Source organism: Psychroflexus sp. ALD_RP9, from assembly GCF_017311165.1.
Lineage (GTDB): Bacteria > Bacteroidota > Bacteroidia > Flavobacteriales > Flavobacteriaceae > Psychroflexus.
Genome location: NZ_CP062973.1, coordinates 2,005,576 through 2,018,579, shown reverse-complemented (window position 1 = coordinate 2,018,579; position 13,004 = coordinate 2,005,576). Strand labels below are relative to the sequence as shown.

At 30.6% G+C, this 13,004-nt stretch carries 15 protein-coding genes; all 15 read left to right on the top strand.

Features of this window, described 5'->3' with window-relative positions; genetic code table 11:
* Positions 1 to 384: 384 nt before the first annotated feature.
* The 15 genes from IMZ30_RS09520 to IMZ30_RS09450 all read left to right on the top strand — a co-directional run bounded on the left by IMZ30_RS09520 (position 385) and on the right by IMZ30_RS09450 (position 12,644).
* Positions 385 to 966, top strand: coding sequence for a hypothetical protein (locus tag IMZ30_RS09520; protein ID WP_207038076.1), 582 nt, complete (start codon positions 385 to 387; stop codon positions 964 to 966).
* Between the two features lie 557 nt (positions 967 to 1,523).
* Complete coding sequence (locus tag IMZ30_RS09515; RefSeq protein WP_207038075.1) at positions 1,524 to 1,838, top strand: helix-turn-helix domain-containing protein; 315 nt, start codon at positions 1,524 to 1,526, stop codon at positions 1,836 to 1,838.
* Positions 1,835 to 2,878 (top strand): DNA cytosine methyltransferase, encoded by a 1,044-nt coding sequence (locus IMZ30_RS09510; protein ID WP_207038074.1) that lies wholly within the window; start codon positions 1,835 to 1,837, stop codon positions 2,876 to 2,878. The genes IMZ30_RS09515 and IMZ30_RS09510 overlap by 4 nt, the downstream gene beginning before the upstream one ends.
* Before the next feature lie 3 nt (positions 2,879 to 2,881).
* Positions 2,882 to 3,844 (top strand): HaeIII family restriction endonuclease, encoded by a 963-nt coding sequence (locus IMZ30_RS09505; RefSeq protein WP_207038073.1) that lies wholly within the window; start codon positions 2,882 to 2,884, stop codon positions 3,842 to 3,844.
* 795 nt (positions 3,845 to 4,639) lie between these two features.
* Positions 4,640 to 5,188, top strand: a complete 549-nt coding sequence (locus tag IMZ30_RS09500; RefSeq protein WP_207038072.1) for a hypothetical protein — start codon at positions 4,640 to 4,642, stop codon at positions 5,186 to 5,188.
* 172 nt (positions 5,189 to 5,360) lie between these two features.
* Positions 5,361 to 5,750, top strand: a complete 390-nt coding sequence (locus tag IMZ30_RS09495; protein ID WP_207038071.1) for a hypothetical protein — start codon at positions 5,361 to 5,363, stop codon at positions 5,748 to 5,750.
* A gap of 178 nt (positions 5,751 to 5,928) precedes the next feature.
* Positions 5,929 to 6,342, top strand: a complete 414-nt coding sequence (locus IMZ30_RS09490) for a hypothetical protein (protein ID WP_207038070.1) — start codon at positions 5,929 to 5,931, stop codon at positions 6,340 to 6,342.
* A gap of 146 nt (positions 6,343 to 6,488) precedes the next feature.
* Positions 6,489 to 7,124, top strand: a complete 636-nt coding sequence (locus IMZ30_RS09485; protein ID WP_207038069.1) for a hypothetical protein — start codon at positions 6,489 to 6,491, stop codon at positions 7,122 to 7,124.
* A gap of 154 nt (positions 7,125 to 7,278) precedes the next feature.
* Positions 7,279 to 8,091, top strand: coding sequence for a metallophosphoesterase (locus IMZ30_RS09480; protein WP_207038068.1), 813 nt, complete (start codon positions 7,279 to 7,281; stop codon positions 8,089 to 8,091).
* 159 nt (positions 8,092 to 8,250) lie between these two features.
* Positions 8,251 to 8,844, top strand: a complete 594-nt coding sequence (locus IMZ30_RS12035; RefSeq protein WP_207038067.1) for a phosphopantetheine-binding protein — start codon at positions 8,251 to 8,253, stop codon at positions 8,842 to 8,844.
* Between the two features lie 178 nt (positions 8,845 to 9,022).
* Positions 9,023 to 9,646 carry a hypothetical protein gene (locus IMZ30_RS09470; protein WP_207038066.1) on the top strand — a complete coding sequence of 208 codons (624 nt, stop codon included), beginning with the start codon at positions 9,023 to 9,025 and terminating at the stop codon, positions 9,644 to 9,646.
* Positions 9,647 to 9,805: 159 nt separating this feature from the next.
* The gene (locus IMZ30_RS09465; RefSeq protein WP_207038065.1) at positions 9,806 to 10,414 is read left to right on the top strand and encodes a hypothetical protein; all 609 of its coding nucleotides are present in this window, start codon (positions 9,806 to 9,808) and stop codon (positions 10,412 to 10,414) included.
* Positions 10,415 to 11,095: 681 nt separating this feature from the next.
* Positions 11,096 to 11,593 (top strand): hypothetical protein, encoded by a 498-nt coding sequence (locus tag IMZ30_RS09460; RefSeq protein ID WP_207038064.1) that lies wholly within the window; start codon positions 11,096 to 11,098, stop codon positions 11,591 to 11,593.
* Positions 11,594 to 11,751: 158 nt separating this feature from the next.
* Entirely contained in the window at positions 11,752 to 12,204 is a 453-nt protein-coding gene (locus IMZ30_RS09455) for a hypothetical protein (RefSeq protein WP_207038063.1), read from the top strand.
* 284 nt (positions 12,205 to 12,488) lie between these two features.
* Complete coding sequence (locus IMZ30_RS09450) at positions 12,489 to 12,644, top strand: hypothetical protein (protein ID WP_207038034.1); 156 nt, start codon at positions 12,489 to 12,491, stop codon at positions 12,642 to 12,644.
* Positions 12,645 to 13,004 lie beyond the last annotated feature (360 nt).

The window sequence follows — 13,004 nt, the reverse complement described above, 5'->3', positions numbered from 1 at the left end:
TACTTTGGAAATTCCTTCGGAATTTCCAACTTGGTGTGTACTTGCAAAGTTAAGTGCTAACTCACGCAACTACTCATAGCCGAGACCGTTGTGCAAAATATGAACTCTGAACACACTATGCGCCAACACTAGGTTATTATTTAAATAGAACATTTTTTAAAAATATATTAATACAATATTTAGATTAATTAAAGTGATTCTCATTTTTTCTAATTTGCAATATAATTAAACATTCCAAAAAACTATTGCCATAATCTTGTCACAGAGGACTGACAATCCAACGTCAAAATATGTGAAATTCTACAAAAAAGACATTAAAAATATTGTGGGCGAGTTGCGAAAATCGAAAGAGTAGTATTCTATTAACAATTAAATTTTTATATTATGATATTCAATTTTAAAAATTGTATTTTTTTTATTTTAATTTCATTGTTAACAATTTCTTGTTCAGAAGTATTGAACAATGAAGATATTAATTCAGAAATTACTGAATTTAGACAAAAAAATTCTAACAATTTAGAGTTAAGCTTAAAAAACCAAATGAATGAAATGACTAAATTCGTAAATTCTGATGGTACACCTAGCTCTGTTTTTGATGAACAAAAGGCAAAAAGTGTTCTTATGCCTTTTGTTAACAAAACAAAAGATTTGCTTATTAGTGAAGGAATAAGCGAACAAGAAATAATAGATGAATTTGGTTCTCTTGATTCTCCTGAACTTGCGTTAGTAGGAATTGCTATTATAGAAACACAAAATCAACAAATTTCTGAATCAGATAGTCCTAGTGTGCTAGACTGTGTTGCCAGAGCCTTTGTTGGTATAAAATTACATGAAGGATTTTGGAGCAACTTTACTAATCGAAGGGTTCTGCTTAGAGCAGTAGGTAAACTAGCTACAAGAACCTTAGGCTGGGTTGGAGCGGCATTAGTTGTTTACGACTTTACAGATTGTATGGGTTGGATTTAAATCAATCATTATGAAATTTTTAGATATCTCTTACATTGTATTTTTTGCTGTGATTTCTATTGTTGTTGCAATAAATATTTTAAAATCCAACAAAAAACATAAGACATACTTTAATTATGAGTATGTTATCTTAATTTGTTTGATGACTTATTTTTTATATCAAAAAATTATCGATTTATAAGGTTAAAAAAAGGGCTCTCAAAGAATTACATGAGAGCCTTTTTTTTAATTTTAAATAAGCACTTATTAAAGATGTAAAGTTAAATACTTTGCACAACAACGTATATACTTTATGGCTAAATTAAGGCTTAAACTAAAAGTTTTTGTACTTTTAAAATCAAAAGTTTATGCTGAATCGAGAAAGCCTTTTTGCATCGCCACAAAGCATATACGCAGAACGTTACCCACAAGCTGAAACCAGCCGCACATTTTAGCACATTTGGTTTTTGCCAACGCTAAAACCCAATCCTTAAAAACCAAAAGAGCTAAAATTTCCCTACGCTCGAATTGAATATTTCAAATAGAATTTATAAATTTGTCAAAAAATGACAAGTCTTATGAAAACCACTTTTGGAGAATACATCCGACTTTTACGAAACGAAAACGAATTGACCTTAACTCAACTTGCGGCCAAATTGAACTTAGACTCTGCAAACTTGAGCAAAATTGAGAACGGGAAACGTGATTTTGACGAAAAGAGATTACCAAAACTTGCTAAAATCTTCAAAATCAATCTCACAGAATTAAGAAATGAATATATCACTGACCAAATCGGGAAACAGATTTATGAAACAAATTGCACCAAACAACTTTTACAAGTTGCGGAAGAAAAAGCAGAATACAGAAGAACATTAAAAGAAAAAATAGTATGAGAATAGTATCATTTTTTGCAGGAGCAGGCGGACTTGATTTAGGATTTCAAAAAGCAGGATTTAATGTTGTTTGGGCAAATGAATATGACAAAGATATTTGGGAAACTTACGAGAAAAATCATAAAAATACTACGCTCGACAGACGAAGTATTGTTAACATAAAATCGAATGAAGTTCCTGAATGTGATGGCATTATTGGTGGACCACCTTGTCAGAGTTGGAGTGAAGCAGGGTCAAAACGTGGTATAAATGATAAGCGAGGGCAGTTATTTTTTGATTTTATAAGAATATTAGAAGCTAAACAACCTAAATTTTTCTTAGCAGAAAATGTTAGCGGAATGCTCTTAAATAGACATAGTGAAGCTTTAAAAAATATTAAGCAACTTTTTAAAGATGCTGGATATAACTTATCTTTCAAATTGCTAAACGCATCTAATTTTGATGTTCCACAAGACCGAAAACGAGTTTTTTTTGTTGGTATTCGGGAAGACCTTGATTTTAAATTTAAGTTTCCTAAGCCACTTAAAGAAAAAGTAACTCTTGAACAAAAAATAGCTGATTTGCAAAATTCAGTTGTTCCTGCTAAAGAAGGAAATAAAACCAATATGGAAAATTGTAAAATTCCAAATCACGAATATATGATTGGCGGTTTTTCATCAATGTTCATGTCAAGGAACAGAGTGCGAAGTTGGAACGAGCAATCATATACAATTCAAGCAGGTGGCAGACACGCACCATTACATCCTCAAGCACCTAAAATGAAATTTATCGAACAGAACAAACGCATTTTTGTTCCAGGTAAAGAAAATTTATATAGAAGACTAAGCGTAAGAGAATGTGCTAGAATTCAAACTTTTCCTGATGATTTTATTTTTTATTATAATCATATAGCAGCTGGTTATAAAATGATAGGTAATGCAGTCCCTGTTAATCTTGCAAAGCATATTGCAATAGGCATAAAGTCGCAAATTGAAAATGCAGAAAAGAAACAAAAACCAGTTTCAAAAAGAAAAATGGAACTAGAAAATACTTTATCATAATTTATGGCAAGTCAAACAGTAAATGGTAAAGCCTTCGAATATGCTTTACTTATAGAATTTCACGAACGCTTAAATAAAATTACAAGTGTTTCAATAACAATGAATGAGCCTTACAATACAGCAAAAGGCTTTTTTGATGGTTTTAGTGAAAACGAGCAAGATACATTTAGGATTACAGCGAGTGCTTCAATTAATTTCCTAATAGATATAGAACCAAGATTATCAAACGGTATTAACAAAGATGATATTTTAGTTTTAGAATTAGTAAGCGATAAAGCTGGTCAAACTGGAGACGTTCGAGATGTTTTGATAATTCGCTCGATACAAAAATGGGAAATCGGTATTTCGGCTAAAAATAATCATAGAGCAGTAAAACATTCAAGATTATCACAAAAAATAAATTTTGGAGAAAAATGGCTTGGCGTTAGTTGTTCTCAAGATTATTTTCAGGAAATTAAACCAATTTTCGATATGCTTACAGATTTAAGAGCTGAAGATAAATCAACAAAATGGACTTCTATTGAGAATATGCACGAAGTTGTATATATTCCAATATTGAATGCTTTTCGAAAAGAACTGCTTCGTCTTGACAAAGAAAATCCAAATGTTGTAGCAGAAAATTTAGTGCAATACTTAATTGGTAATCAGGATTTTTACAAAGTCATTAAAGGAAAAAAGAAAGTTGAAATTCAAGCATATAATTTACACGGAACTCTGAATCTGCCATTTGAAAAAGTCAAACCAAAAGCAAAGATTCCTAAATTAAAATTACCGACAAGATTAATCGAAATTGTCTATCAAGAGAACTCAACCACAACATTATTGGTTTCTTTAAACGAAGGTTGGCAAATATCATTTAGAATTCATAATGCTAGTTCTAGGGTTGAACCATCATTGAAATTTGACATAAATTTAGTGAGCGCACCTCATACTTTATTTACAAACCACATATTTGTGAATGGATAAGCCAATACTAAAAGCCATACACATTTGCAATTCGCACCAGCCAATGCTCTATTTAAAAATTGCAAAAGAGTATGTCTTTGCCAACGCTGAAAACCAAGCAGGACGCAGGAAAGCCTGTGGGTAACACGGTGTATAGTTAATGGCGAGATTTGGGCTAAATCGCAAAGTCCGAATTTTTTTGGTAATTTTACGATTGAATAAGAAAGGTTCGTGTATTTTTAGTCGCCACTAACCATACACCAATCCGTTGCACACAAGTACTCGGAAAAAACTCGGGTCGGATAAATGAAAGTTGAAAATCTGAATTTACCAAGCATTACCTGAAACGAACTGAAAACTGTTTTTAAAGTCAAAATTTTGATTCTAGCGAAAGTTGGTTCTCTAATCTGAATAAAAAAAAATTCTAAATTTGACTTTTGACAAATGTTGAGCATTGAGCAACTATCTGAACTTGAAATGTAAAACTCGGAAAATCAACGCAGCTGAATTTTAGCAAGTTTGAAAACAGATGAATTCACTCTTGAAAACAGAATTTGAAAATTTAGATTTATATAGATTAACTTCTGCTCTACTCAACAGAATTAAATAGCTATGTGAAAAAAATTCTGAAACGTGAAAATCGCTTCGTTCCAATCAGTGCGTGTCGTACCTGTATGCAACAACGGCTATAATGCATTGCGGTTTGGAATTTTCTATTGAAAATTCCAGTTAAAATAGTATTTTCGTTTACCAGCGGAATAATTCTACGAATGATTCCGCAACGACATCATAGCCAAGACCGTTGTAAGTAATATTATGAAACACTTTTTGCTAACATTTTTAATTCTAAAATCAATTTGCAGTTTAGCTCAAAGTGAAAAATTGATTTTGACTGAAAATGAGAACAAATTATGGTTTGAATCACTCAAAAAAACCGAATTACTTGCGGAAAAAATTGATTTGATAAATAATCGGCTGACTAATGATGTGAACGTATATATTAAATGGAGTTTTTCGGACGGAATAACTGTTTCGAGATTTCCAAAATTGGACAGTCTTAGCAAGATAAGAAAGAAAGGTTTCTGTAAACCGCTTTACTTGATAAAATACAAGAATAATGTAATAGCATTCCGAATTGAAAACCCAATTGATTCTGAACTTACTGATTCTGTCACAGAACTAATTTCGGAAAGTAATATTCGCAATGTAGAAATATGGACTGATGACAATAGACAAGCATTGTACGGAACGAGCGCAGATTGCGGTGTGATTATATTGGAATTAAAAAAGCGGAAAGTATTTAGAGCTTTCAAAAAGCTAAATCTAACGAATTGGAAATACGATGAGATTTCGAATTATAAATGAATATTATTAAAAAATACTACTTACAACAACGGCTATAGTTCATTACGGCTGAAATTCCTAATCGGAATTTCAAGCCTTTTTGCTAATTTTATGGTTACGGCGGAATGATACTCGCGTACCATTCCGTAACGAAACCATAGCCAAGATCGTTGCCACACATTTGAGCGAACCAATGAAAAAAGGAATTTTTATAACAATAATTGGAATTATAATTGTCGGAATTACTTATTTCGGAATTGAAATGTATGGCTTTGCAAAAGGAGTTAAAGAAGATTCTCAAAAACAAATCGGAATTAAAAAAACCGAACTTTCTAAATATCAAAACGCTGAATTGTCAATATTTTACAAAGATTTTGAGAAAAAAATAACGGAAATTATTTGGACTGACGAACCGCCTGCTAAACTTTCTGGAGTGATTTTAGAAGTTAGTGAAAATAAATATTACGAAATTGATTTAGATTCTATTCCTGAATTGTATAGAATGAACTTGGAAATGAATTGGAAAATGAGCGAAGTCGGAAATAGTAAAATTCGGAATATAAAACTGATTGAAAAAAATTAAGAATAAAAACGTGTGGCAACAACGTGTATAAAAAATTGCTACATTAGTGCTTAAACAAAGGTAGTTGCATTTTTGTTACATCTGATTTTCCTTCGGAAAATCCTCGCACACAAAACCGCAACTTTCCATACACAAAACCGTTGTAAACAATTTAAGAAAACCGAGAAACACACAAAAAATGAAAAAGATATTTACACTGATATTTCTAATGACCATAAGTTCAACCGTATTTGGACAAACACTAACCGAAAAGGAAATTTATGGAAAATGGAAGGTGGAAAAAATTATTAAAAAACCGACAAACCCTCAATTCGTCCCCCTAATTGATGGATTTGAAAATTCTACCTTCTTTTTTAACGAAAATGGGAATTTTAAACTGACCACTACTTCGAAATCTGAATTGTTCGGAATGATAACCGAAATGACCAACGGGACTAAATGGAAAGTAGAAAAAAACAAAAAGTATGTTAAAATTGGAAACCAAGAAGACGGATATTCAATAATGGGAATTTCAATTAGAGAAAATAATGGCAAGAAGATATTTCATCTTGATGAAAGCGAAATAACTCTTGAAATGAAAAAAACTGAATAAAAAACTGTTTACAACACCTAGTATAGCCAATAGCTACTATGTGCTAAACCGAAAGTTTCTGTATATTTAGAAAGTTAAAAGATAAACTGAAAATCAAGCTAGTATTTGGACGCTACTGGCCATACTAGAGAATCGTTGCCCACCATTTGAAAACGAAAAATCTACTTAAAATATTAATTTTAACGATATTTTTGATTAGTTGTAGACAAAACAACAAATCGGAATCACAAGCTATTGAATTAACTCAAATTGAAATCACTGATGAATTCAAACTTGAATTCTATAATCAAATCTTATCTGATAGTTCGGATTCAAGATTGTTATTTGATAAAAGAGAATTGATTACAAATTGGCCTGAAATGACTCCACCAATATTACCAATTGACCCTAAAAATTATTCAAAAACAATATCTCATGCTGAATTTATTTCTGACACTTTAAAAATTAATGATGTTGATTTTGTTAGAAAACAATTTAAAGAAAATCAAGATTTCGATTTTTTAAATTTAGAAAAAAATGGTTTTAAAGTAATTGATGTAAAGGGACTTAAAGAAAATCAAATCGAATGGGATTCAATTGATAAAATTGCCGAAAAATATTATGAAGAAAATAAAATGATTGATTTCTATTCATTTTTTCATATAACAAAGCCAATATTTAATAAAAATCTGAATTTAGCATATGTGCGAATTAGATCTGGCTCAGGTGGTATGACGAGAATTTATGAAAAGAAAAATGGAATTTGGAGAGTAAAATATGAATTTGATGTTTGGGTTGAATAAAAAACGGTGGGCAACAGCGCATAACAAAAATGGCGAATTTATTGCTGAAACGAGCGATTTGTGTATTTTAGAAAAGTAAAAATTTAACCGAAAAACTTGCGCATTTTAAGTCGCCACTTTCGTTATGCGCGAGACGTTGCCAGTAATTTAAGAAATGACGAACTTAACCAGAAGAAAATTTATAAAAAGAGGAATTTTAGCCTCAATTGGATTAGTTCTTTTGGATTCACTTTGGTTTGAGAAATATGTAATTGACTGGAATTACTTTGACATCTCAAAATCGGAAAAAGATAAAATAAAAATCATTCAAATTTCAGATTTACATTTTGACCAATTAAGGTACTTTCACAAATCTATTGCGAAAAAAATAAATTCAATAAAACCTGATTTAATATTCATAACTGGAGATTCTGTTGATAAAACAGAAAAAATTAAATCTCTAAATGAATTCCTTGAATTAATTGACAGTTCGATTAAAAAGTATGCGATAACTGGAAATTGGGAATATTGGGGAAATATAAATCTGACAGAACTTAAAAGTATTTATTCTAAAAATAATTGCGAATTATTGATAAACGAGAATAGAACAATTTCAATTAAAAATAGAGAAATCTCAATAATCGGAATTGACGATTTTGTTGGCGGAAACGCTGACTTTGGAAAAGCAGTTGAAAATCTAAAAGAAACTGAAACCAATATTGTTTTATCACATTGTCCTAAACACAGAGATATAATTACAAAACAAAAAGGAAATCTAAATATTGATTTAGTGCTTTCAGGACATACTCACGGAGGACAAATTACATTTTTAGGAATTGTTCCTTTCAAACCGCAAGGAAGTGGAAAATATTTAAAAGGTTGGTATAATGAATCCGAACCGAAAATGTACATATCAAAAGGAATAGGAACAAGTATTTTACCAATCCGATTTGGAGCAAGAGCGGAAATGGTAGAAATGGAAATATAAAAACTACTGGCAACAACGTGTATAATTAATGGCTTGTTCTCGCCTACTTACGAAAATCCTCGCAGATTTTCTATTTGGTATTTATTTGCTAAATTAGGTGCATAAACACGCCACTAATCATACACAAAACCGTTGGCAAACATTTAAAACGAACCGATAATGGGATTAGATTCAGTAGAATTATTGATGTCAGTTGAGGACAAATTTGGAATACGAATTGAGGATTCTGAAGCTGAAAAAATATATACCGTTCAAAATTTTGTGGATTCCGTTTACAGCAAAATCATTACAAATCCGAATGAAAAATGCTTAACCCAAATAGTGTTTTACCGAATCAGAAAAGCGGTTCGGAATTTAAAATTGACCGATAAAGAAATTAAACCCGGAACAAAAATAACGGAGTTGCTCTCTCAAACGGAATTAAAAGAAAAATGGCACCTTTTGAAAACAGAAATCGGACTTGAATTGCCTGAATTGGTAGCACTTGATTTCAATCCAGAATTAGGCTCTCACGTTAAAATTTTTGGGATTAAAACCATAAAACGAACAACGCCAGTTTCAAGCGGAACTATCCGTGAATTGATTGATTGGACAATCGCATTGAATGAAGAAAAACTCATTGACATTGAAAAAATCACAAACAAATATGAAGTTGAGCGAATTATAATTGGAATTATAAACAAAAATATGGGAATACCAATTAGTGAAATAAAATTGGAACACTCAATAACAAACGATTTAGGAATTGACTAAAAAAAAAAAAACGATTTGCCAACACCGTGTATAATTAATGGCTGGTTCTCGCCTACTTACGAAAATCCTCGCGGATTTTCTATTCGGTATTTATTTGCTAAATTAGGTGCTTGAAACACGCCACTAATCATACACAAAACCGTTAGCATTAATACTGAAAAATACTGGTAAAAATTTAATGAACGAATTAAAATATAAATCCAACTACTATGATAAGCCATTCGATGCTAAGCATACTTTATATAAGGCTTTACTATCTTTGACTATTGGATTTTTATCATTTGTCATTATCATAAGTTATTATTCAAAAGGAAAATACTACGATTCAGATTTTTATTTTCGAGTTTTCAATAGATTTATTGATGGAATAAAGGAAGTGAATGGAGAAGAGTTAATTAAAATAACAATTTCCGCTTTTTTGATAATGGTTTTTTTTTATTTGATCTTTAGACTTAGTTTTCTTCGAAAAAAAATAATTGTAGCATTTGATATTAATGACGATGAGAGAAAAATTTCTTTTGCATTAAGAAACTACCAAGACTCAAAAATAACATTAAAGGAATATTCATTTAAAAGCATAGCTTGCATTAAAATCAATGCCTTTGACGGTTTGAGTAAAAAAAAGAAAAAAGGTATCAAATTCACTAAGAAAAATAATACAATAGGAAGGCTTTTTTATCCTCATTCGATGTGGGGAAGCTTAGATGAATTTGAAATTACAAATGCAATTGACAGACTTAGGATTAATACTGTTGAGCCAATACAAAATGAAAAAAATGAAACTCACTTGGAAAAGTACTAATGCTAACAGCGTATAACAAAAATGGCGAGATTAGTGCTGAAACGAGAAGTTTGTGTAATTTTAAAAAAGTAAAACTTAACCGAAAAATTTGCGCACTTTAAGTCGCCACTTATGTTATGCGCGAGACGTTATGGGGTATTTAAAAACGAAAACAGAAAATTGAAACAAAATATTTTAATAACATTTTTGATTTTGACTTTTTTGATTATGTCATGTGAAAAACAAAGAATATTTCATGATTTTAAGTCAATTCAACAATCGAGAACGCTTCAAAACTGTAAACATCACCCGAATGAATATATTGAATTAGACGATGAGATCATTTCAATCTGTCCAGAGCAGACTTTTGAATTTCACTTTGATATTTTAGATGAAAATAATTCCTTGATCTTCTCAATTGATAAATTTGATACAATTGGATATCTATCATTTTCCGATAAGATTGTTTATTTTGAATCTAAAGCAAATACTGAAAGACAAATACTATTCGATTTTAATAAAAAAATTGGAGCTGAATATAAAATTGAAAATTGTGGCTTATTAATCAATGACCTTTTGAAAATAACTGATATTGATAATAAGAATGATGAAATAATTCAGACACTAGATGTTAGAAAAAGTGAATTATCAAAACCTGTTCATCCTTCAATAAATAATGACTTGACTAGAATTACAGATTTGATAGTTTCATCAAAATATGGAATATTAGAAATAAAAATTTTTATTGATTGGGCAGGTAAAAGTGTGGAAATAAAAAACACCCCATAACAACGGCTATAATGCATTGCGGTTTGGAATTTTCTATGGAAAATTCCAGTTAAAAGTGTAATTTCGTTTACCAGCGGAATAATCCTGCGGATGATTCCGCAACGACATCATAGCCAAGACCGTTGCAAGTAAGTTGATTTCAATGAATTTTTAGAGATAAAATTCATATTTCGATAATTCTAAGAATTGGAATTGACTCTGATAATATTTAAAAAATTTGATTAATCTTTGAAAATTGGATGTTGTCACTCAAACTCTAAAACTGAATTGGTTTGAAAACAAATAGAATTGATTTTTGGTTGAGCTTTGAGCAGCTATCTGAATTTGAATATCAAAACGCTGAATAACAAAACGCGAAAAATCAACACAGCGGAATTTTAGCTAGCTTGAAAACAAATGAATTCACTCTTGAAAACAGATTTTTAAATCGAGATTAATATAGCATAACTTCTGCTCTACTCGACGAAATTGAATAGCTGAACGAAAAAAACGAATTAATTGCGCTCTATAAAAAAACCTACTTGCAACACCGCATAACCGCAATTACGGCTGATTCGACTATAAGCCGAATCAACTCGTATTTGCTCACTTGGGTTTTGTAATTGAAAATCACTAATTTTAATTCCGTAATAACTGCGGTTATACAAAAACGTTGTACCTAATTTTGAAACTGAAGTCTTAATGAAATTCACACTAGTAATTTTTATTCTAATTTTTCAATTTTTGATATTAAACATAAATAATGAAAAAATTGATTCTGTAAAAAATATTTCTAGAATTGAACAAGTGAATTCGCCAGATAGTATTATGCTTGATTATCTTAAATCCAAATTTACTGCTGTGGACACTATCAAAGTAAAAAAACCAAAATGGATGACTTCAGAATCGAATGATAAAAATGAATTTTGCGGATTTAAAATTATTTTTAAAGAAGAACATACTTTCACTCACGAACAAGAATGTAATGAATGGGGAGAAATCGTAACTGTACGTTTTAAAAACTTCCAAAAAGATGCTGTAAAAAAAATAGTTGAACAATTATTTGAAACTGATGATTACGATTGGTATGAAAATAATACTGAATATAGACCTGAAAAATATTATGAAAAAGTATGGACTTTTAGAATAATAGAAAAGAATAAAGCAACCGAATTAGAATTTGCCTACTCGTGGATCTGAAAAAAACTAGGTACAACAGCGCATATAGTTTATGGCGGAATTAGTGCCAAAACCAAAGTTTTTGTATTTTTAAAAACGTAAAACCTTAACCGAAAAATTTGCGCATTTTTGCTCGCCACAAACCATATGCGCGAGACGTTGGGCAAAATATAAACGAAATGAAAATAATACTAACTATAATCATATTGATTGGAATAAATTCAAATGCTCAAGAATTGACTTGTGCTGATTTTAAAGAAGGACGGTTTTATATTCCTGAAACAGAAACAGAATCTGAAAATACAACTGAAATCGAGAATGACGACAATGATGCTGAGATTGAAAAATATATCGTCATACGAAAAGGAAATACTCAGACCGAATGGACGAATGGAATTGGAAATGGAAAACCTGACTACGAAATAATTGAATGGATTGATGACTGCACATATCGGTTGACTTACGATGATTCAAAATATGAATTAGACGCTGAAAAAAAATGGGTAAATGACAATAATGGAATTGTAGTTTCGAAAACTAAAATTGTCGATAATTGTTTAATGTACGAAGCGATATTAACAACGAATGACGGACAAAAAATTTCGCAGAATGGAATAATATGCCGTGAATAAATACTTTGCCCAACAGCGCATATAATTTATGGCGAAATTCTTGCTAGAAAGATAATTTTAGTATTTTTTAGAAAATTAAGAGTTTAACCGATAGGCGAGCGGTTTTTAACTTCGCCACAAACCATATGCGCAAACCGTTACCAATAAGTTGATTTCAAAGATTTTTAGAGATAAAATTCATATTTAGATAATTCTAAAAAACAGAATTGACTCTGATAAAATTAAAAAGTAGAATGAGCTTTAAAATTTGATGTTATCACTCAGACGCTGAAAACTGAATTGATTTGAAAACAAATGGAATTGATTTTTGGTTGAGCTTTAAGCAACAATCTGAATTTGAAAATCAAAACGTGGAAAATCAACACAGCGGAATTTTAGCAAGCTTGAAAACAGATGAATTCACTCTTGAAAACAGATTTTTTGATTATAGATTTATATAGCAAATCTTCTGCTCTACTCGACGGAATTGAATAGCAAAGTGAAAAAAAATGAACTCAAACTCAATATAAAACCTATTGGTAACAACGGCTATAATGCAATGCGGTTTGGAATTTTCTATGGAAAATTCCAGTTAAAAGTGTAATTTCGTTTTCAAGCGGAATAATCCTAACGGATGATTCCGCAACGACATCATAGCCAAGACCGTTACCAATAAGTTGATTTCAAAGATTTTTTAGAGATAAAATTCATATTTCGATAATTCTAATAAACGGAATTGACTCTGAAAATATTGAAAAAATTTGATTAATCTTTAAAAATTAGATGTTATCACTAAAACTCTGAAAACTGAATTGATTTGA

Bases quoted from the DNA above. Each gene is read 5' to 3' on its own strand.
- IMZ30_RS09470 (WP_207038066.1), top strand. From the start codon at position 9,023: ATGAACGAATTAAAATATAAATCCAACTACTATGATAAGCCATTCGAT.
- IMZ30_RS09515 (WP_207038075.1), top strand. From the start codon at position 1,524: ATGAAAACCACTTTTGGAGAATACATCCGACTTTTACGAAACGAAAAC.
- IMZ30_RS09460 (WP_207038064.1), top strand. From the start codon at position 11,096: ATGAAATTCACACTAGTAATTTTTATTCTAATTTTTCAATTTTTGATA.
- IMZ30_RS09510 (WP_207038074.1), top strand. From the start codon at position 1,835: ATGAGAATAGTATCATTTTTTGCAGGAGCAGGCGGACTTGATTTAGGA.
- IMZ30_RS09500 (WP_207038072.1), top strand. From the start codon at position 4,640: ATGAAACACTTTTTGCTAACATTTTTAATTCTAAAATCAATTTGCAGT.
- IMZ30_RS09480 (WP_207038068.1), top strand. From the start codon at position 7,279: ATGACGAACTTAACCAGAAGAAAATTTATAAAAAGAGGAATTTTAGCC.
- IMZ30_RS09520 (WP_207038076.1), top strand. From the start codon at position 385: ATGATATTCAATTTTAAAAATTGTATTTTTTTTATTTTAATTTCATTG.
- IMZ30_RS12035 (WP_207038067.1), top strand. From the start codon at position 8,251: ATGGGATTAGATTCAGTAGAATTATTGATGTCAGTTGAGGACAAATTT.
- IMZ30_RS09505 (WP_207038073.1), top strand. From the start codon at position 2,882: ATGGCAAGTCAAACAGTAAATGGTAAAGCCTTCGAATATGCTTTACTT.
- IMZ30_RS09495 (WP_207038071.1), top strand. From the start codon at position 5,361: ATGAAAAAAGGAATTTTTATAACAATAATTGGAATTATAATTGTCGGA.
- IMZ30_RS09490 (WP_207038070.1), top strand. From the start codon at position 5,929: ATGAAAAAGATATTTACACTGATATTTCTAATGACCATAAGTTCAACC.
- IMZ30_RS09455 (WP_207038063.1), top strand. From the start codon at position 11,752: ATGAAAATAATACTAACTATAATCATATTGATTGGAATAAATTCAAAT.